Below are 20,200 nucleotides of genomic sequence, written 5' to 3' on the forward strand. Positions count from 1 at the left end.
GATCAGCACGCAGCTCAACGCTGAAGGTCCTGGGCCGAGGTCTTGCCTGGCCATACACCGGTCATCTGGATTTCCCGGCTGCCGGTCAGCCACTGGCCCAGCGGGCTGGGCCAGCTGAAGCTGTAGTTGTCGCTGTTCATCACGCCCTTGAACTTGACCTGGGCGGTAATGTTGGTGGCATTGAGCGGGATGTTGCCGACGGTTTTCGACAGGCCGCCGCTGAGGCTGAACGACTGGTGCTGCTTGCCGGTGGGGGTGTCGTAGTCGAGGGTGATGTCGGTGATGTAGGTGCAGCCAGGCTTGTTGTTGAACAGGATCTGCAGGCCGCCCAGGCGAGTGATCCAGTTGGGGATCAACAGGTCGCCGTCGAACGACGCAAAGGTGTAGGCGATCGGGATCGGCTGGCTGGCCAAGGTGCTGGCCTTGTCGGGCCATAGGTGCTGGTCGACGCTTTTGGTCTGGTTGGTCGACACATAAGAGCCCTTGGCGTCGGCGCTGGCCAACAGGTCCTGCACGCCACCGACAGAGCCGGTGACCGAGAACGAGGAGCTGTTGTCCTGTGAGCCGACGTTCAGCCCGCTGGTGGCGTAGATGACGCTGGTGATCACGCCAAAACCTTGGGCGATGCCGTTGCTCGAGGCCATACTGACCCGGCTCGCCTGGTCTTTGAGCCACTGCAGGGTTTGCGCTTGGGTCAGGACGGTGAGGTCGGCCAGGTACGACTCCGAGGCAATGCCGAACTCCGAGGCGATGGAACCGGAGGAGGCAAAGTCCCACTTGACCTCCGTGCCTGCGGTGATCTTGGTACCGGTTTCAGGGTCGGTGGCGGAGCCATCCAGGCTGACGCTGCTCTGGGTACGCTTCACATTGCTCGACGACAGCTTCCATTGGTTGGGCGCATTGCGGGTGCTGACGGTAAGGCCCGGAGCCTGTTCCTGCACCAGGGTGAAGTCGCCATTGTCGGGGGACACAAAGCCGACACTGCCGACTTTCATTTTCTGGTCCAGGGTCCAGTTGCCCCAGTACGCGGCGCGGCCATTGCGGATCAGATCGGTAAACGAGCGGTTCCAGTTCATGGTGTGCATTCCTTTTCCATTGAGTGAGGCCGAGCAGCGACTCGCAGCGGCATTCCCTGCCGCCGACCACCGGGTTGAAAAACGTCGGCAGTTGAATGATCTGTCCGTCGATGGCGTAGGAACATTCGGCAAATGCGGTATGTAAAGAGGACCAACCGGGGAAGCCTTGACAGTGCCTTGGCAGGTCCTAGGCTTGGGTTTCAGGCGCCGGCAGGCCATCGCGCGGCAGTGAACAGTTCAAGGACAGAACATGCGATTGAGCGACCGGGAAACCGAAGTGCTGTCGTGGGTTGCGCGAGGATTGACTGATCGGGAGGTCGCCCAGCGGTTGTTCATCGCCCTGTCTACGGCGCGCAAACACCGCGAGAATGTGCACGCCAAACTCAAGGTCGGCAGGGCCAGTGCGTTGGTGGCGCGCTATCTGTGCCTGGCCTCAGCCCCGACCTTGAGGCCGGGCAACCAAGGTTGCCAACGCCGTTGTCTGCACGTGAACAGCACGTGCTTGGCTGCCTGGCCCAGGGGCTGAGCGACAAGCAGATTGCCCGTGCGCTGGGTATCAGCGACCAGACCGCGCGTACGCATCGGCGCAACATGCTCGACAAGACATCGACGGCCAATGTCTGTGCGCTGTTGTACCTTGCCTTCACCCAAGGCTGGCTGCCTTGGCCGAGTACGGCCCGCGACATGCAGGGATGCACAGATTAGTTGCACCAACGGACATGTTGCTTCGGCGCGGCTACAGGTATCCTCGGCACAGTCTTTTTCGTTTTGCCCAGACCCAAGGAGCTGCACGCTGTGTTCAAACATGTCGATGCCTATGCCGGCGACCCGATTCTGTCCCTGATGGAGACCTTCAAGGCCGACCCTCGTGCCAACAAGGTCAACCTGAGTATCGGCCTGTATTACGACGCCGCAGGCGTGGTTCCGCAGCTGGCAGCGGTTGGCGAAGCCGAGCGGCGCATGGCCGGCCAGCCTCACGAAGCCTCGCTGTACCTGCCGATGGAAGGCTTGAACAGCTATCGCCAGGCGATCCAGGCGCTGCTGTTCGGTGCTGATCATCCCGCCGTGCAGGGCGGGCGCGTTGCCACCGTGCAGACGGTCGGTGGCTCCGGTGCGCTGAAAGTCGGTGCCGACTTCCTCAAACGCTATTTCCCGGACTCCCAGGTGTGGGTCAGCAATCCAACCTGGGACAACCACCGGGCGATCTTTGAAGGTGCAGGGTTCAAGGTCAATACCTACCCGTACTTCGACCAGGGCACCCGTGGCCTGGACTTCGACGGCATGCTCGAAACCCTCAACACCCTGCCGGCCAACAGCGTCGTCTTGCTACACCCGTGCTGCCACAACCCCACTGGCGTCGACCTGAGCCAGGCGCAATGGCAACAGGTGATCGAGGTGGTCAAGGCGCGCAACCTCATTCCATTCCTGGATATCGCCTACCAGGGCTTCGGCGAAGGCCTGGCCGAAGATGCCTATGCCATTCGCGAAGTGGCCCGTGCCGGTGTGCCGTGCCTGGTCAGCAACTCGTTCTCGAAGATCTTCTCGCTGTATGGCGAGCGGGTAGGGGGCTTGTCGGTGGTGTGTGACGATGCCGATACCGCGCAGAGCGTGCTGGGCCAGCTCAAGGCCACCGTACGCCGCAACTACTCCAGCCCGCCCAACTTCGGCGCGCAACTGGTTGCGGCCGTACTGGGCGACGCCGTGCTCAATGCCCAGTGGGCGGCCGAAGTGGAACAGATGCGCCTGCGCATCCTGGAAATGCGCCAGGGCTTGGTAGATGCCCTGGCCGTGCTGCTGCCGGGCCAGGACTTCAGCTTCTTCCTGAGCCAGCGCGGGATGTTCAGCTACACCGGCTTGAGCGTCGAGCAGGTGCGTCGCCTGCGTGACGAGTTCGGTGTGTACCTGATCGACAGCGGCCGAGTGTGCATGTCGGGCCTGCGTCCGGACAATCTGCAGCAAGTAGCCGAGGCGATTGCTGCGGTTCAATGATCCCTGTGGGTGGGAGCTGCGGTGCGACGTCTCGACTTGCCCCGCGATGAGTTCGGTTCAGCCAATACACCTGTATCGTCTGGGCTGGCCCATCGCGGGGCAAGCCCGCTCCCACATTTGCTTTTGTAGTTGTAAAAGGTGCAACCGCTCCTCGGTCAAGACTTTGCAAGTGCAACCAATGGGCGCACAATCGCGCCCTTCTTTGTATGGTTGAGCAGTGGTGAGGCCTCTGGCTCGCTGCTCTCAGCCCTGTTGCAGTTTGCGAGTGGAGTTGCACCCGGATGAACGAGCAGGCCCAAAGCGTTGAACAACGCTTCGAATCGACCCCCGTTGCCCTCGGCAACTGGTCCCGTCAGGACACCACCTGGATGCTGGGCCTTTTCGGCACAGCCATCGGCGCCGGAACCCTGTTCCTGCCGATCAACGCCGGGCTCGGTGGCTTCTGGCCCTTATTGATTCTGGCCCTGTTGGCCTTCCCCATGACCTACTACGCTCACCGGGGCCTGACCCGCTTCGTGCTCTCCGGGCGCGAGGGGGCCGACATCACCGACGTTGTCGAAGAGCACTTCGGCATCAAGGCGGGCGCCCTGATCACCTTGCTGTACTTCTTCGCCATCTTTCCGATCCTGCTGATCTACAGCGTGGCGCTGACCAACACCGTGGGCAGCTTCATGGAGCACCAGTTGCACATCGAGCCGCCACCGCGCGCGGTGCTGTCGTTCGTGCTGATCCTGGGCCTGTTGGCCATCGTTCGCTGTGGCGAGCAGGCCACCGTCAAGGTCATGAGCCTGCTGGTCTATCCGTTTATCGTCGCCCTGGCCTTTCTGGCGGTGTTCCTGATTCCGCACTGGAGCGGCGGGATCCTTACCACCGCTACCGAATTGCCGTCGGGTTCGGCCTTCCTGCACACGTTGTGGCTGGCCATTCCGGTGATGGTATTCTCGTTCAACCATTCGCCGATCATCTCGGCCTTTGCCGTCGACCAGAAACGCCGCTATGGCGTGCACGCCGATGAGCGCAGCGGCCAGATCCTGTGCCGTGCCCATCTGCTGATGGTGGCGATGGTGATGTTCTTCGTGTTCAGTTGCGTCCTGACGTTGACGCCCGGCCAACTGGCCGAAGCCAAGGCGCAGAACCTGTCGATTCTGTCGTACCTTGCCAACCATTTCAGCAACCCGACCATCGCCTTTGCCGCGCCATTGATTGCGTTCATTGCCATTGCCAAGTCGTTCCTGGGCCATTACATCGGTGCCAGCGAAGGCCTCAAGGGGTTGATCGTCAAGGCCGGCAAGCGCCCAGGTGCCAAGGCTCTGGACCGCATGACTGCAGCATTCATGCTGGTGATCTGTTGGATAGTCGCCACCCTCAACCCGAGCATCCTGGGCATGATCGAGACCCTGGGTGGCCCAGTGATCGCGGCGATCCTGTTCCTGATGCCGATGTACGCCATCCGCAAGGTGCCGGCCATGCGCAAGTACAGCGGGCAGATGTCCAACGTCTTTGTGGTTGCCGTAGGCCTGGTGGCGATCTCTGCGCTGGTGTACTCGCTGCTCAGCTGATGATGAAGTGGCCCTCCGGAAGCAGGATTGTCTGCTTTCGGATGACTGGTTTGTCCACAAAAATTGTCTAGCAATGCAACAATTTAACTTTCCCCCATAGGTGCCCGGGCACTTTCATGATTAACTCTGGTCCTTTACTCACCCCCGCATAAGGACTCAGCTCATGGCTCAAGTGACTCTCAAAGGCAACCCGGTACAGGTCAAAGGCGATCTGCCTAAAGTCGGCGCCCAGGCTCCAGCGTTTTCCCTGGTTGGTGCTGGCCTGGCTGACGTGACCCTGGCAAGCCTTGCTGGCAAGCGCAAAGTGCTGAACATCTTCCCAAGCGTCGACACCCCAACCTGCGCTACCTCGGTTCGCACCTTCAACAAGAAGGCCGCTGAACTGAACAACACCGTGGTGCTGTGCATCTCGGCCGACCTGCCATTCGCCCAGGCGCGCTTCTGCGGCGCTGAAGGCCTGGAAAACGTCCAGAACCTGTCCACCCTGCGTGGCCGCGAGTTCATCGAGAACTACGGCGTTGCCATCGCCGATGGCCCGCTGGCCGGCCTGACTGCCCGCGCCGTGGTGGTCCTGGATGAGAACGACAAGGTGCTGCACGCTGAGCTGGTGGGCGAAATTGCTGACGAGCCGAACTACGATGCAGCATTGGCTGTACTGAAGTAAGGCCGATCGCGGGGCAAGCCTGCGAAGCTGCCAAATTGTAAGAGTTGTTGCGGCCTGGACCTTGTCCAGGCCGTTTTTATTTAAACTTCATCGTCTTACCAACGTAAGCCAAGGTAAATTGCCGGTAAAGGCGCTTTGCTTATCTGCCCGCAGTGCTTATCGTTCAGCCTCCTCAAAAGAATTCCTATCCGCACAATGGTCGATCACCCGATGCTTTCTCGTTCCCGTTCCTCTCGTCGCTGGCTTGTCGGCCTGCTGATCCTGCTGCTGGTCGCCGGCCTGTGCTGGTGGCTGTGGCCGTCGCCAGCCGCCCACAAGGCAGCCGGTGCGCCGGGAGGCAAGGGCGGGCGGCCCGGGTTTGGCGCCTTTGGCGGGCCGGTGCCGGTGCGTGTGGAGCCGGCAACCGTGGGCGACTTCCCGGTGTACCTCAAGGCCCTGGGCACGGTGACGGCGACCAATACCGTCAATGTGCGCAGCCGGGTGGGCGGCGAACTGGTCAAGGTCAACTTCCAGGAAGGGCAGAAGGTCAAGAGCGGCGACCTGCTCGCCGAGATCGACCCGCGCAGCTACCAGAACGCCCTGCAACAAGCCGAAGGCACCCTGGCGCAGAACCAGGCGCAGCTGAAAAACGCCCAGATCGACCTGGAGCGTTACAAGGGCTTGTATACCGAAGACAGTATCGCCAAGCAGACGCTCGACACCCAGGTTGCACTGGTCGGCCAGTACCAGGGCACGATCAAGACCAACCAGGCGGCCGTCGGCGACGCCAAGCTGAACCTGGACTTCACCCGCATTCGCGCACCGATCACCGGGCGCCTGGGTCTGCGCCAGCTCGATGTCGGCAACCTGGTGGCGGCCAATGACACCACCGCCCTGGTGGTGATCACCCAAACCCAGCCGATCACCGTCGCGTTCACATTGCCCGAATCTGAACTCAACACCGTGCTGGCGCGCTACCGCAGCGGCGCCAAGCTGCCGGTGGAAGCCTGGGACCGTGGCGACACCCGGCAGCAAGCGCTCGGCGTGCTGCGCAGCCTCGACAACCAGATCGACACCACCACTGGCACCCTGAAGTTCAAGGCCTATTTCGAGAACCAGGACGAAGCGCTGTTCCCCAACCAGTTCGTCAACGTGCGCCTGCTGGCCGACACCCTCAAAGATGTAGTGCTGGCGCCCTCGGCGGCGATCCAGTTCGGCACCGATGGCTCGTTCGTGTATGTGCTGGAAGGGGAGAACAAGGTACGTATTCGTCCGCTCAAGCTGGGTGCCAGCGATGGCGACCATACGGTGATCCTCGAAGGCCTGGCCAAGGGTGAGCGGGTAGTGCTCGAAGGCACTGACCGTCTGCGCGACGGCAGCGATGTTGAAGTGGTCAACGACAGCGCCGAAGTACCGGTGACCCCTGGCCAGCACCTGCAGGGCCAGGACAAGAAGGACGCCGCCATCACCCCGGGCACCCAGGGCAAGGCTGGCGCATGAACCTCTCGCGGCTGTTCATCCTGCGCCCGGTGGCGACCACCCTGAGCATGCTGGCCATCGTGCTGGCCGGCCTGATCGCCTACAAACTGCTGCCGGTAGCGGCATTGCCCCAGGTCGATTACCCCACCATCCGGGTCATGACCCTCTACCCAGGTGCGAGCCCCCAGGTGATGACCAGTGCGGTCACCGCGCCCCTGGAGCGCCAGTTCGGGCAAATGCCCGGGCTCACCCAGATGGCCTCCACCAGTTCTGGCGGCGCCTCGGTGCTGACCCTGCGCTTCAGCCTGGACATGAACATGGACGTGGCCGAGCAGCAGGTGCAGGCAGCCATCAACGCTGCCACCAACCTGCTGCCTACCGACCTGCCGGCGCCCCCGGTGTACAACAAGGTCAACCCGGCCGACACGCCAGTGCTGACCCTGGCCATTTCTTCCCAGACCATGCCGCTGCCCAAGCTCAATGACCTGGTCGATACCCGGGTGGCGCAGAAAATCGCCCAGATCGGCGGTGTCGGCATGGTCAGCATCGCCGGCGGCCAGCGCCAGGCGGTACGGATCAAGGTCAACCCCGATGCCTTGGCCTCGGCGGGCCTGAACCTGGCCGATGTGCGCACCCTGATCGGCGCTTCCAACGTCAACCAGCCCAAGGGCAACTTCGACGGCCCCACCCGGGTGTCGATGCTCGATGCCAACGACCAGCTGCGTTCTCCCGAGGAATACGCCAACCTGATCCTGGCCTACAACAACGGCGCACCCCTGCGCCTCAAGGATGTTGCCGAGATCGTCGACGGCGCCGAGAACGAGCGTCTCGCGGCCTGGGCCAACCAGAACCAGGCGGTGCTGCTGAACATCCAGCGCCAGCCGGGGGCCAACGTTATCGAGGTGGTCGACCGGATCAAGGCCATGCTGCCGTCGATCACCGACAACCTGCCGGCGGGCCTGGATGTCACCGTGCTCACCGACCGTACCCAGACCATCCGCGCCTCGGTCAAGGACGTCCAGCACGAGTTGCTGATCGCCATTGCCCTGGTGGTCATGGTGACGTTTGTGTTCCTGCGCCGTTTCAGCGCCACCATCATTCCCTCGGTGGCAGTACCGCTGTCGCTGATCGGCACCTTCGCCGTCATGCACCTGGCCGGGTTCTCGATCAACAACCTGACGCTGATGGCCCTGACAATCGCCACCGGTTTTGTCGTGGACGATGCCATCGTCATGCTGGAGAACATCTCGCGGCATATCGAGGAGGGCGAGACGCCGATGCAGGCCGCGCTCAAGGGCGCCCGGCAGATCGGCTTCACCCTGATCTCGCTGACCTTCTCGCTGATCGCGGTGCTGATCCCGTTGCTGTTCATGGCCGATGTGGTCGGGCGGCTGTTCCGTGAGTTTGCCATCACCCTGGCGGTGGCCATCCTGATTTCACTGGTAGTTTCGCTGACCCTGACGCCGATGATGTGCGCGCGTTTGCTCAAGCGCGAGCCCAAGCCTGAAGAGCAGAGCCGGTTCTACCGTGCCAGCGGAGCCTGGGTCGACTGGATGATCGACTACTACGGCCGCGGCCTTACCTGGGTGCTCAGGCATCAGCCGCTGACTTTGCTGGTGGCGGTGGCCACCCTGGGCCTGACTGTGCTGTTGTACCTGGTGGTGCCCAAGGGCTTCTTCCCGGTGCAGGACACCGGCGTCATCCAGGGCATTTCCGAAGCGCCGCAGTCGGTGTCGTTCGCGGCCATGAGCCAGCGCCAGCAAGCGCTGAGTGCGATCATCCTGCAGGACCCGGCAGTGCAGAGCCTGTCGTCCTACATCGGTGTCGATGGCGACAATGCCACGCTCAACAGCGGCCGTTTGCTGATCAACCTCAAGCCCCATGGCGAGCGTGACCTCACGGCGGCCCAGGTGATTGCCCGCCTGCAGCCGGAGGTCGACAAGCTGATCGGCATTCGCCTGTTCATGCAGCCGGTGCAAGACCTGAGCATCGAAGACCGGGTCAGCCGCACCCAGTACCAATTCAGCCTGTCGTCGCCTGATGCCGAGTTGCTGGCGCAGTGGAGCGGCAAGCTGGTCGATGCCCTGCAGCAGCGTCCGGAACTCACTGACGTAGCCAGCGACCTGCAGGACAAGGGCCTGCAGGTATTCCTGGTGATCGACCGTGACGCTGCCAGCCGTCTGGGCATCAATGTCGCCGACATCACCAACGCGCTGTACGACGCCTTTGGTCAGCGGCAGATCTCGACCATCTATACCCAGGCCAGCCAGTACCGCGTGGTGCTGCAGGCAGAAGCGGCGTCCACACTGGGGCCGCAGGTACTGGAGCAGATCCACGTCAAGGCCACGGATGGCGGCCAGGTACGGCTGTCGAGCCTGGCGCGCATCGAGCAACGCCAGGCACAACTGGCCATTGCCCATATCGGCCAGTTCCCGGCGGTGATGATGTCGTTCAACCTCGGCGAGGGCGTGGCCCTGGGCGAGGCAGTCAAGGTGATCGAGCAGGTGCAGCAGGAGATCGGCATGCCGGTCGGCGTGCAGACTCGCTTCCAGGGCGCTGCCGAAGCCTTCCAGGCCTCGCTGTCGAGCACCTTGCTGCTGATTCTGGCAGCGGTGGTGACCATGTACATCGTGCTGGGTGTGCTCTACGAGAGCTACATCCATCCGGTCACCATTCTCTCGACCCTGCCATCGGCCGCCGTGGGTGCCTTGCTGGCGTTGATCCTGACCGGTAACGATCTGGGTATGATCGCCATCATCGGCATCATTCTATTGATCGGCATCGTCAAGAAGAACGCGATCATGATGATCGACTTCGCCCTGGAAGCCGAACGCAACCAGGGCGTGGACCCGCAGACGGCAATCTACCAGGCGGCTCTGTTGCGTTTCCGGCCGATCCTGATGACCACCCTGGCGGCGCTGTTCGGCGCCATCCCGTTGATGCTCGCCACCGGTTCCGGCGCCGAGCTGCGTCAGCCGCTTGGTTTGGTGATGGTGGGTGGATTGCTGGTGAGCCAGGTGCTGACGCTCTTCACTACGCCGGTCATCTACCTGTACTTCGACCGCCTGTCCCGTCGCTGGCGCCGTCAGCCTGACACCGTGGTGCAGGCCCAGCCATGAACCTGTCCGCACCTTTCATCCGCCGGCCGGTAGCCACCATGCTGCTGAGCCTGGCGATCATGTTGCTGGGCGGTGTCAGCTTTGGCCTGCTGCCAGTGGCGCCGCTGCCGCAGATCGAGTTTCCGGTGATCGTGGTCCAGGCCAACCTGCCCGGTGCCAGTCCTGAGGTCATGGCCTCGACGGTGGCGACCCCGCTGGAGCGCTCCATGGGCGCGATTTCCGGGGTCACGACGCTGACCAGCAGTTCCAGCCAAGGTTCGACCCGGGTCATCCTGGGGTTTGACCAGGGCCGTGATGTCGATGCGGCGGCCCGCGAGGTGCAGGCAGCGATCAACGCCTCGCGCAACTTGCTGCCCAGCGGCATGCGCAGCATGCCCACCTACAAGAAATTCAACCCGTCCCAGGCACCGATCATGGTGCTGGCACTGACTTCCAGCGTGCTGCAAAAGGGCCAGCTCTATGACCTGGCCTCGACCATCCTGTCCCAGAGCCTGTCGCAGGTGCCTGGGGTAGGGGAGGTGCAGATCGGCGGTAGCTCCCTGCCTGCAGTGCGCATCGAGCTCGAGCCGCAGTTGCTCAACCAGTACGGCGTGGCCCTGGACGACGTGCGCCAGACCATCGCCAACGCCAACCAGCGCCGGCCCAAGGGCTTTATCGAAGACGGCCAGCGCAACTGGCAGGTACAAGCCAACGATCAGTTGGAAAAGGCCAAGGACTATGAGCCCCTGGTAATTCGCTACCAGGACGGCGCAGTGCTGCGCCTGAGCCATGTGGCCAAGGTCAGCGATGCGGTGGAGAACCGCTACAACAGTGGCTTTTTCAACGATCAGCAAGCGGTATTGCTGGTGATCAACCGTCAGACCGGCGCCAACATCATCGAGACGGTGAACAAGATCAAGGAGCAGCTGCCGGCTCTTGAGTCGCTGATGCCGGCCAGCGTCAAGCTGGACGTGGCCATGGATCGCTCCCCAGTGATCACTGCGACCCTCAAGGAAGCCGAGCACACCCTGATCATCGCTGTGGTGCTGGTGGTGCTGGTGGTGTTCCTGTTCCTGGGCAACCTGCGTGCTTCGCTTATCCCGACCCTGGCGGTACCGGTTTCGCTGGTGGGCACCTTTGCAGTGATGTACCTGTGTGGTTTTTCGCTGAACAACTTATCGCTGATGGCATTGATCCTTGCCACGGGACTGGTGGTCGACGATGCCATCGTGGTGCTGGAGAACATCTCCAGGCATATCGATGAAGGTGTGGAACCGATGCGCGCCGCCTACCTTGGGGCCAAGGAAGTCGGCTTCACGTTGCTGTCGATGAACCTCTCGCTGGTGGTGGTGTTCGTCTCGATCCTGTTCATGGGTGGCATTGTCGGGTCGTTGTTCCGCGAGTTTTCCATCACCCTGGCAGCGGCAATCATCGTTTCGCTGGTAGTCTCCCTGACCTTGACGCCGATGCTCTGTGCCCGCTGGCTCAAAGCCCACCCCGAGGGTGAGCAGACCCGCCTGCAGCGTTGGAGCGAGCAACTCAACCAGCGCATGATGGCAAGCTACGCTCGGAGCCTGGACTGGGTCTTGCGCCACCGACGCCTGACGCTGTTGAGCCTGCTGGTGACCATCGCGGTCAACATCGCCCTGTATGTGGTGGTGCCCAAGACCTTCCTGCCGCAGCAGGACACCGGCCAGTTGATGGGCTTTGTGCGTGGCGATGACGGCCTGTCGTTCCAGGTGATGCAGCCGAAGATGGAAATCTATCGGCGCGCCTTGCTCAAGGACCCTGCGGTGCAGAGCGTGGCAGGTTTTATCGGCGGCAACAGCGGCACCAACAACGCCATGGTGCTGGTGCGTCTGAAACCGATCAGCGAGCGCAAGGAGTCGGCGCAGAAGATCATCGAGCGGCTACGCAAAGAGATGCCCAAGGTGCCGGGAGGGCGGTTGTTCCTGATGGCCGACCAGGACCTGCAGTTTGGCGGCGGTCGCGACCAGAGCACCTCGCAGTTCCTCTATACCCTGCAAAGCAGCGAGCTGTCAGCCCTGCGTGAGTGGTACCCGAAAGTGGTCGCCGCGTTCAAGGCATTGCCTGAGCTGACCGCCATCGATGCCCGCGAAGGCGGCGGCACCGAGCAGATCACTCTGGTGGTCGACCGTGAGCAGGCCAAGCGCCTGGGCATCGACATGAGCATGGTGACCTCGGTGCTCAACAATGCCTACAGCCAGCGACAGATCTCGACCATCTACGACAGCCTGAACCAGTACCAGGTGGTGATGGAGGTCAATCCCAAGTACGCCCAGGACCCTCGCACCCTGGAGCAGGTCCAGGTCATCACCGCAGAGGGTGCCCGGGTACCGCTGTCAACCTTTGCCCACTACGAGAACAGCCTGGCCGATGATCGTGTCAGCCATGAAGGCCAGTTTGCCTCCGAGAACATCAACTTCGATGTTGCCGAGGGCTACAGTCAGGACCAGGCCATGGCTGCGGTCGAGCGGGCCGTGGCCAAGGTCGGCTTGCCCGAGGACGTGATCGCCAAGGTGGGCGGTACAGGCGATGCCTTTGCCAAGAGCCAGGAAGGGCAACCGTGGATGATCCTCGGAGCCTTGCTCGCGGTGTACCTGGTGCTCGGCATTCTGTATGAGAGTTACATCCACCCGCTGACCATTCTCTCGACCCTGCCATCGGCCGGGGTCGGGGCTTTGCTCACCCTGTACGTGGTGGGCAGCGAGTTCAGTCTGATTTCGCTGCTCGGGCTGTTCCTGCTCATCGGTGTGGTAAAGAAAAACGCGATCATGATGATCGACCTTGCCTTGCAACTGGAGCGTCACGATCAACTGAGCCCGGAGGAATCGATCCGCCGAGCCTGCCTGCTGCGTCTGCGGCCGATCCTGATGACCACCCTGGCCGCGATCCTCGGCGCCTTGCCGTTGTTGCTCAGCCATGCCGAGGGCTCCGAGATGCGTCAGCCGCTGGGTCTGACCATCATTGGCGGGCTGGTTTTCAGCCAGGTCCTTACGCTTTACACCACCCCTGTGGTCTACCTCTATCTGGACCGCCTGCGCCATCGTTTCAATCACTGGCGTGGCGTGCGCACCGACGCTGCTTTGGAAACCCCGCTATGACCCGACGTCCGACCCTTTCCAACCGCACGCTGCAGCTGCTCGGCGCCCGGGGTTCACGCTTGCTGGCCTCCAGCCTGTGCCTGGCCATGCTCAGCGCCTGTACCCTGAGTCCGGACTACCATCGGCCCGAGAGTCCCACGCCAGTGCAGTTCAAGCACGCTGCCGGCTGGACCCAGGCCAATCCGTCGGACGCCCTGGCGCGTGGCGCCTGGTGGGAGCTGTATGGCGATGCACGGCTCAATGGCCTGGTTGACGAGCTCAATGCCAGCAACCAGACCGTCGCCCAGTACGAGGCCCAGTACCGTCAGGCCCAGGCCCTGGTGCGCAGTGCCCGTGGCGCACTGTTTCCAAGCCTTGACCTGAACGCCGGCAAGAACCGTTCAAGCCAGGGGACTGGCAGCTCCAGCTCAAGCCTGAGCAACAACAGCAGTGGTATTCGCAACACCTACAGCACCACCCTCGGTGTGAGCTGGGAAGCCGACCTCTGGGGCAAGCTGCGCGACAGCCTGGCGGCCAATGAAGCCAGTGCCGAGGCGAGCCTTGCCGACATGGCGGCGATTCGCCTGAGCCTGCAGTCGGAACTGGTGCAGAACTACCTGCAGTTGCGGGTCATGGACGAACAGAAGCGCCTGCTCGAAGCCACCGTCCTGGCCTACCAGCGCTCACTGACCATGACCGAAAACCAGTACCGTGCCGGTGTCTCCGGCAAGGACGCGGTAGCCCAGGCGCAAACCCAGCTCAAGACCACCCAGGCCGACCTGGTCGACCTGGTGTGGCAGCGTGCCCAGCTGGAAAACGCCATCGCGGTACTGCTGGGCAAGGCGCCGGCGGGCTTTGCCCTGGCCGACAGCCAGGACATCCCGGCACTGCCGCAGGTGCCGCTGGCGCTGCCATCGCAATTGCTGGAACGCCGTCCTGACATCGCCTCGGCCGAGCGCAAAGTCATGTCGGCCAACGCCAGCATCGGTGTCGCCCGGGCCGCCTACTTCCCCGACCTGACCCTGAGCATGAGTGGCGGCTACAGCAGTAGCAGCTTCAACGACTGGATCAGCCTGCCGAACCGCTTCTGGTCGGTTGGCCCGCAACTGGCCATGACCCTGTTCGACGGCGGCCAGCGGTCAGCCGAGGTCGACCGCAGTGAAGCGGTCTATGACCAGACCGTGGCCCAGTACCGCCAGGCCGTGCTCGACGGCTTCAAGGAAGTGGAAAACTACCTGGTGCAACTCAAGGTCTACGAAGACGAAGCCCGCATTCGCAGCGAAGCCCTGGACTCGGCGCGCGAGTCGTTGCGCCTGACCAATAACCAGTACAAGGCTGGCCTGATTGCCTACCTGGACGTGGTCAATGTACAGACCACTGCACTGAGCAACGAGCGTAGTGTGCTGAACTTGTTGCAGGGGCGTCTGGTGGCGAGTGTGCAGTTGATTGCCGCACTGGGTGGAGGATGGGACGCGCAGGCAGCGTTTGCCGAGGCGCCTTGAGGGTTACCGGTCGACAATCTTCCCGTTGACGCGAATGACGGGCTTGCGCTTTTCCGCAAAGCCGCAGAGCTCGTCGATAGCGCGGGGGAAGGTGGTGTAGGGCACGTTGTACTGAATGAATTCGGCCAGGCATTCCGGAAAGACATCCCAGATCAGCCAGAGCAACCGAAGCGGAACCATGATGGGGGCCCACAACTTGCCTCGTGTGCTGGTCAAGCTGCTGCGAAACGAGTGCCGCCATTCATGAAATCGGCGAAAGGTAGTTTGTCGGCGAGACAGACGAGGCTGGAGGGGGGGAGGCTCAGGTAAATCCTGCGGCCCATTTGAGAGCAAGCCTTCTTCGGCCGCCAGGCGGGCCAGGATCTGCAGGTCGGTTTCGCCGGCCTGCACGCAGTACTCACGGGGCGAGTAGGTGGTGGTGGTGGTGGTGGTGGTGGTGGTGGTGGTGGTGATGAGCTTGCGGTCGAAGATGCGGTGCTGGCCGAGCACCTTGTCGATGATCTGCGGCACGCTCAGGGCCTGGAAAATGCGCCAGTCGGAGCACAAGGCCAGGCGTGCCAGGGTGGGCTCGACCAGCACCTGGTAGCGGGTGCGGCGAAAGCCGCTGGTGCCGACGGTGAGGCGGCTGACCAGGCCGTGGACATGGCGCACGGCGTATTCGCCCTGCCAGAGGGTGAAGCGCGCGGGGTTGTCGAGCAGGCCGGCGAACGCGATGTCGGGGTCATGGCTGGAGAGCGTGAGGGCAAGCCTGAAGGGTTGGGACAGGCCTTCTTCGAGGTCGAAGTCGATGACCTCGAACTGTGCCTCGCTGGCCAGGGGCTGGAAGGTAAAGCGCAGGTCTGACTGGCGCGGCAGGGAAGTCCTTGTCCTGTAGGGGGCAAGGGCATGAACCTTATAGGCTGCGTCGAGGTAAGTCGTTCCCGGAAGGTCCTAAGTTGGCGTGGGAAATTTCGCTTCTTTGTTTTATGCGCCACCTGCGAGGATAGGCGTTTGCGATTACCCGAAACCAACAGGAGCACAGCTATGGTCACCTGCTATCTACGTTACGTCCTGGACCCTTACAAACTGGCCGAGTTCGAACACTACGGCACACTCTGGATCCCGTTGGTAGAGCGCTTCGGCGGTCAGCACCACGGCTACTTCCTGCCCAGCGAAGGCGCCAACAACATTGCCTTGGCGATGTTCACCTTTCCAGGCCTCGCCGAGTACGAGCGTTACCGCCAGGACTCGATGAACGACCCTGAATGCATCGCCGCGTTCCAGTACGCAGAGGACACCCGGTGCATCCTCAGCTATGAACGTTCGTTCTTCCGGCCGGTATTTGGCAAGAAATGAGCCCCGCCCGCCGCTGACGTTCGTCGGCGGCCTTTCGTTGAGGGGCGCCCAGGCACCTCTCGTCGGCTTTAATCAAGTAATTTCCCACTCACTGGGAATCCAGTTTCATCCTCTGGGAAAACTCTGTGCACCATGTTCGCAAGGAGCACACATGAACTACACCACCCCGACTGATCGCCTGCTGCAGATTCTCGTCGCCCTCGGCCAGGCCAACGAAGCCGTGTCGGCCAAGGAGTTGAGCCTGCAGCTGCAGCAACCGCTGAGCAGTACCTATCGGCATCTGAAAACGTTGTTGCGGTGGGGGCTGGCCGAGGACAACGGCCACGGCCGTTACCTGCCGGGACCTGCCTGTTTGCAGCTGGCGAAGAAGTTCGATCGCGAAGCGCTGCTGGTATCGCTTGCCAAGCCCGAGCTCAAGCGCCTGGCCGAGCTCAGCCAGGAGAGCGTGGCCTTGATGGTGCCCAGCAATGGCCAGGCCATTTGTATCGAGTTGATCGACAGCGTGCAGCCACTGCGCTGCTGCTATCAGAAAGGCTTGGCCCAACCACTGCTGGTCGGCGCCTCGGCGCGAGTGCTGCTGGCGCATATGGAGCCCGAGCGTTGCCAGGCGATTCTTCAGGCGCTTGGCGTGGATGCCGAGGGCTATGAGGTCTATCGCCAGAGCTTCATCCCCATTCGTGCCCAGGGCTACGCCGTCAGCCTGGGTGAAATCGACGATGGTATCTGGGGTGTCAGCGCCCCGGTCCTCGACAGCCGCGACCGCCTGCACGGCGCAATCAGCCTGATGGCGCCGGCGTTTCGCGCCGAGCACAACAGCGACCGCTTGACCCGCTGGACCCGTGAGGTCGCCCTGCGCGTCGGTGCGCGGCTGGACTGAATCAACCAGGAGTACCCGCATGACTGCAAATCTTGCCATGCCTGTCTGGCAGGGCCGTATTGATGCTGGCGAGGGATCGTCGGCACTGCGCTGGCACCAGTGGGTGCAGGCCTACAGCCGCGCACAGCCGCCCGGAACGGCGCTGGTCGGGCTGGCCTGTGACGAGGGTGTCACCCGCAATCAGGGCCGCAGTGGCGCACGCCTGGGGCCACCCGCACTGCGCAAGGCATTGGCCAATCTGGCTTGGCGTGGCCAGCGTCCGCTCTATGACAGCGGCGACGTTGTCTGCACGGGAACTGACCTTGAGGGCGCCCAGCAGGCCTATGCCAAGCGCGTCAGCCAGTTGCTCGACCAGGGCCACTTGCCCCTGGGCCTGGGTGGCGGCCACGAAATCGCCTATGCGAGCTTTCTTGGCCTGGCCCAGCACTTGCGCAGCCAGCAAGCGCAGCCGCGTATTGGCATTCTCAACTTCGATGCTCACTTCGACCTGCGTCATGCCGAGCACGCCAGCTCCGGCACGCCCTTCCGGCAGATTGCCGAGTATTGCGAAGCAGCTGGGATGGCCTTCGACTACTGCTGCCTGGGGGTGAGCGAGCTAAACAATACCCAGGCCCTGTTCGACCAGGCTGCGCGCTTGAACGTGCGCTATTGCCTGGACCGCGAGATGCAGCCCTGGAACATTGCGGCCATCGAGGCCGTTGTCGATGAATTCCTCAATGGCATCGACCACTTGTACATGACGCTGTGCCTGGATGTGCTACCGGCAAGCCAGGCCCCAGGCGTCAGCGCACCCTCGGCCCACGGCGTCGATCTGATGGTGGTCGAGCACCTGGCCCGGCGTGCCAAGGCCAGCGGCAAGTTGCGCATGGCTGATGTCGCCGAACTCAACCCAGGCCTGGACCAGGATCAACGTACCGCCCGTATCGGCGCGCGGCTACTGGCGAGCCTGGTTGACTGAGCCCAACAACCCCACTAATCCAAGTATAAAAACAAGAGTGTTTAACCATGCTGACGTTGCAACTCGATGCACTGACGACCGTTGCCCTGGCGCTCCTGCTGCTGGCGATGGGTTCACAACTGAAAAAGCACAGCTATTGGTTGCGCCAACTCTGTGTACCGGCGCCGGTGATTGGCGGCTTTGGTTTCGCCCTGGTGGTATGGCTGCTGCGTGACCAGCAGCTACTGGATATCAAACTCGATACCGCCATGCAAACGCCGCTGATGGTGGCATTTTTCACTACTGTCGGTCTCGGTGGCAGCCTGGGCCTGCTGCGCCAGGGTGGCAAGATCCTGTTCATCTACCTGGGTGCCTGCTGGGGCCTGGCCCTGTTGCAGAACCTGGTGGGCGTCGGCATGGCCAAGGCGTTGGGCATTGACCCATTGCTGGGGATCATGGCCGGTGCCGTGTCGCTGGAAGGGGGCTTTGGTGCGGCCGCCGCGTTCGGGCCGATCGCCGAAAACCTCGGTACGGTCGGGGCAACCACGGCGGCGCTGGCGTCGGCCACCTTCGGCATGGTTGCCGGCGGCCTGCTGGGCAGCCCGGTGGCGCGCTATCTGATCGACCGTAAGAAGCTGGTGGTACAGGCCGACAAAGTCGACTCGCTGCAAGCCCTGGAAAAAGCCAACGAGTCGCCGAGTGTCACCCTCGATGCACCGGTGCTGCTGCGCCTGCTGACCTGCATGCTGGTGATCATGGTGCTGGGCTTCTGGATCGGCGACGCCTTGAAGGAACACCTGGGCATCGTCTTGCCGGTGTATGTCGGGGCAATGTTCGTCGCCATCATCCTGCGCAACCTCAACGATCGTGCCCGGGTGATCGAGATTCCCGACAACGCCGTCAGTACCCTGGGCGACATCAGCCTGGGCATGTTCCTGACCATGGCGATGATGAGCCTCAAGTTCTGGGAACTGGAACAACTGGGCCTGCCGTTGCTGATGATCCTGGTGGTGCAGGTAGTGATCATGGTGTTGCTGTGCATTTTCGTGCTGTTCCGCCTGTTTGGCGGCAACTACGACGCGGCGGTGCTGTGCGCGGGCTACATGGGGCATGGTCTGGGTGCCACACCGAACGCGGTGGCCAACATGGGCGCGATCTGTGATCACTACAAAGTGTTCTCCTACAAGGCCTTCATCATCGTGCCGCTGTGTGGTGCGGTGCTCATCGACATTGTGGCCTTGCCGTTGATTACCTGGTTCATCAACGCCTTCAGCTGACCGTTAAAGGCAACTGCTCCACTGCCGGCACTTTGCCTTGCCTGCTGGCATGCTCTCGCCCAATGGACGGAAGGCGAGTGCCTGCCGTTGGGGCGGTCATGGAGAGCAGGCGTTGAGTGCAGAGAAAAAGGCCCGGATGGCGCAGCTGAGTGTGCTGAGCAAATATGGCGTGCTGGCGGATTTCTCCGCGCTGCAGGAGGCTCAGTTGGACCGGGCGCTGAAGGCGGTCGTGTCGGTGAAGGCTGCGCAAGGCATGACCTTTGCCAAGTGGTGTGACCAGGTGTTGGGGCAGGGCGCGCGCGTGCCGGTAGCCAGTTTTCTGGCGACCCCGGGGCAAACCCAGTTCAGTAGCCTGACTGCCACCACTGACCTGGCCAAGAGCCTCAAGGCTCAGGACAAGCAGCATCAAATCACTGTCAAGGGCTACCAGCAGCAGATCGAGCAACTGCAGGCCGAACTGCAGGCTTTGCGAGACGAGCAGTCCAAAACTGCAGCCGCAGCCGAGCAGGCATGGTCACGCGATCTGCCAGCACAACTCAGTTACTGGTACCTCGATACCTGTGCGCACCTGCACGAAATCCTCTGGGACATCAACGAAGTCGAAGGGGCTATTTTCGAGCAGCAGGGGCAGTTCAACCGCGATTATCGCCGGCGTATCGGCGAGATTATCGGCCAGGCGCTGTCTCACCTGGATGCATTGGGCTTCACGCTCGATGTGCAGTTGCAGGAGATAACGGACAAGGCAGACAAATCGCTGCCGCCCATCGAGCTGTACCACAGCCGGTCTGGCGAAGACGACGGCCATGGCCAGCAGCGATTCGATTTCGTGGTACACGGCGTGCAGGCCGACGTCATCGAGGCTGCGGGTAACTTTCTGCACCCTGGGCGGGCACAACGGGAAATTGAAAAGCACAGACGCTTCAGCTGCCAGGTCGACGTTGCCATCAGCCGGGGGCACGCCCTGGATGAGGATGATGTGTTCCACCTCTCGTGTTACATGCACAAACTGTTCGAGGCCATGGCCCGTGCCGGTGACAAGCGACCGCGCGGGAGCCTGCGCGAGAAGGTGATTCTGTGCCTGCTGCTCTCAAGGACTGCACCCTGTACCACCGCAAGGTACGCTCGAGCGGGAGCGCTGCCTCGTCTGCAAGACATCTACTACCGGGGTATCACCCCGCGCGAGGCCCGCAAGCCGGGCGCGGCATCGGATGTATCGTCAGGGAAAATCGTCGAGCACCTGTTGCACCTGATGCACATTCAGGGCGGGTCGTAATTCAGACACCACGAGATAGCCAGGCTGCACTGGCCTTGTCGCCGGGCAAGC

15 protein-coding genes and 1 pseudogene are annotated in these 20,200 nt (G+C 62.4%); 14 read left to right on the top strand and 2 right to left on the bottom strand.

The genetic code is table 11. The annotated features are described in order from the left end of the window. Positions 1-14: 14 nt before the first annotated feature. Entirely contained in the window at positions 15-1,076 is a 1,062-nt protein-coding gene (locus H621_RS0103345; protein ID WP_028941996.1) for a hypothetical protein, read from the bottom strand. 250 nt (positions 1,077-1,326) lie between these two features. Between H621_RS0103345 and H621_RS29165 the strand changes: the two genes are divergently transcribed. The 9 genes from H621_RS29165 (at position 1,327) to H621_RS0103385 (ending at position 14,450) form a co-directional block, all read left to right on the top strand. Further along, positions 1,327-1,602, top strand: coding sequence for a response regulator transcription factor (locus H621_RS29165; RefSeq protein ID WP_084167924.1), 276 nt, complete (start codon positions 1,327-1,329; stop codon positions 1,600-1,602). Next, complete coding sequence (locus tag H621_RS26890) at positions 1,554-1,781, top strand: response regulator transcription factor (RefSeq protein WP_051270405.1); 228 nt, start codon at positions 1,554-1,556, stop codon at positions 1,779-1,781. The genes H621_RS29165 and H621_RS26890 overlap by 49 nt, the downstream gene beginning before the upstream one ends. A gap of 90 nt (positions 1,782-1,871) precedes the next feature. Further along, entirely contained in the window at positions 1,872-3,065 is a 1,194-nt protein-coding gene (locus H621_RS0103355) for an amino acid aminotransferase (RefSeq protein WP_028941997.1), read from the top strand. Between the two features lie 281 nt (positions 3,066-3,346). Beyond that, a complete protein-coding gene (locus H621_RS0103360; RefSeq protein ID WP_028941998.1) occupies positions 3,347-4,624 on the top strand; it encodes a serine/threonine transporter in 1,278 nt (425 codons plus the stop codon). 163 nt (positions 4,625-4,787) lie between these two features. Next, the gene (gene tpx / locus H621_RS0103365; protein ID WP_028941999.1) at positions 4,788-5,288 is read left to right on the top strand and encodes a thiol peroxidase; all 501 of its coding nucleotides are present in this window, start codon (positions 4,788-4,790) and stop codon (positions 5,286-5,288) included. Positions 5,289-5,483: 195 nt separating this feature from the next. Beyond that, a complete protein-coding gene (locus H621_RS0103370) occupies positions 5,484-6,767 on the top strand; it encodes an MdtA/MuxA family multidrug efflux RND transporter periplasmic adaptor subunit (RefSeq protein WP_028942000.1) in 1,284 nt (427 codons plus the stop codon). Then, positions 6,764-9,865, top strand: a complete 3,102-nt coding sequence (locus tag H621_RS0103375) for an MdtB/MuxB family multidrug efflux RND transporter permease subunit (protein WP_028942001.1) — start codon at positions 6,764-6,766, stop codon at positions 9,863-9,865. The genes H621_RS0103370 and H621_RS0103375 overlap by 4 nt, the downstream gene beginning before the upstream one ends. Continuing rightward, complete coding sequence (locus H621_RS0103380; protein WP_028942002.1) at positions 9,862-12,969, top strand: efflux RND transporter permease subunit; 3,108 nt, start codon at positions 9,862-9,864, stop codon at positions 12,967-12,969. The genes H621_RS0103375 and H621_RS0103380 overlap by 4 nt, the downstream gene beginning before the upstream one ends. Then, positions 12,966-14,450, top strand: a complete 1,485-nt coding sequence (locus tag H621_RS0103385) for an efflux transporter outer membrane subunit (RefSeq protein WP_028942003.1) — start codon at positions 12,966-12,968, stop codon at positions 14,448-14,450. The genes H621_RS0103380 and H621_RS0103385 overlap by 4 nt, the downstream gene beginning before the upstream one ends. Positions 14,451-14,780: 330 nt before the next feature. Here H621_RS0103385 and H621_RS29170 read toward each other — a convergent pair. Continuing rightward, positions 14,781-15,305, bottom strand: a pseudogene (locus H621_RS29170) (contractile injection system protein, VgrG/Pvc8 family); the annotation flags it as partial. A gap of 168 nt (positions 15,306-15,473) precedes the next feature. On the opposite strand from H621_RS29170, the gene H621_RS0103400 reads away from it, so the two are divergent. The 5 genes from H621_RS0103400 to H621_RS0103420 all read left to right on the top strand — a co-directional run bounded on the left by H621_RS0103400 (position 15,474) and on the right by H621_RS0103420 (position 20,149). Next, positions 15,474-15,785, top strand: a complete 312-nt coding sequence (locus H621_RS0103400) for an NIPSNAP family protein (RefSeq protein WP_028942006.1) — start codon at positions 15,474-15,476, stop codon at positions 15,783-15,785. Between the two features lie 151 nt (positions 15,786-15,936). Next, positions 15,937-16,662, top strand: a complete 726-nt coding sequence (locus tag H621_RS0103405) for an IclR family transcriptional regulator (protein WP_028942007.1) — start codon at positions 15,937-15,939, stop codon at positions 16,660-16,662. Between the two features lie 19 nt (positions 16,663-16,681). Then, positions 16,682-17,620: a formimidoylglutamase gene (hutG, locus tag H621_RS0103410; protein ID WP_028942008.1), complete on the top strand. Its 939-nt coding sequence runs from the start codon at positions 16,682-16,684 to the stop codon at positions 17,618-17,620. Between the two features lie 47 nt (positions 17,621-17,667). After that, a complete protein-coding gene (gene gltS, locus H621_RS0103415) occupies positions 17,668-18,876 on the top strand; it encodes a sodium/glutamate symporter (RefSeq protein WP_028942009.1) in 1,209 nt (402 codons plus the stop codon). A gap of 112 nt (positions 18,877-18,988) precedes the next feature. Then, positions 18,989-20,149: a hypothetical protein gene (locus H621_RS0103420; protein ID WP_028942010.1), complete on the top strand. Its 1,161-nt coding sequence runs from the start codon at positions 18,989-18,991 to the stop codon at positions 20,147-20,149. Positions 20,150-20,200 lie beyond the last annotated feature (51 nt).

The organism is Pseudomonas vranovensis DSM 16006 (assembly GCF_000425805.1).
Lineage (GTDB): Bacteria > Pseudomonadota > Gammaproteobacteria > Pseudomonadales > Pseudomonadaceae > Aquipseudomonas > Aquipseudomonas vranovensis.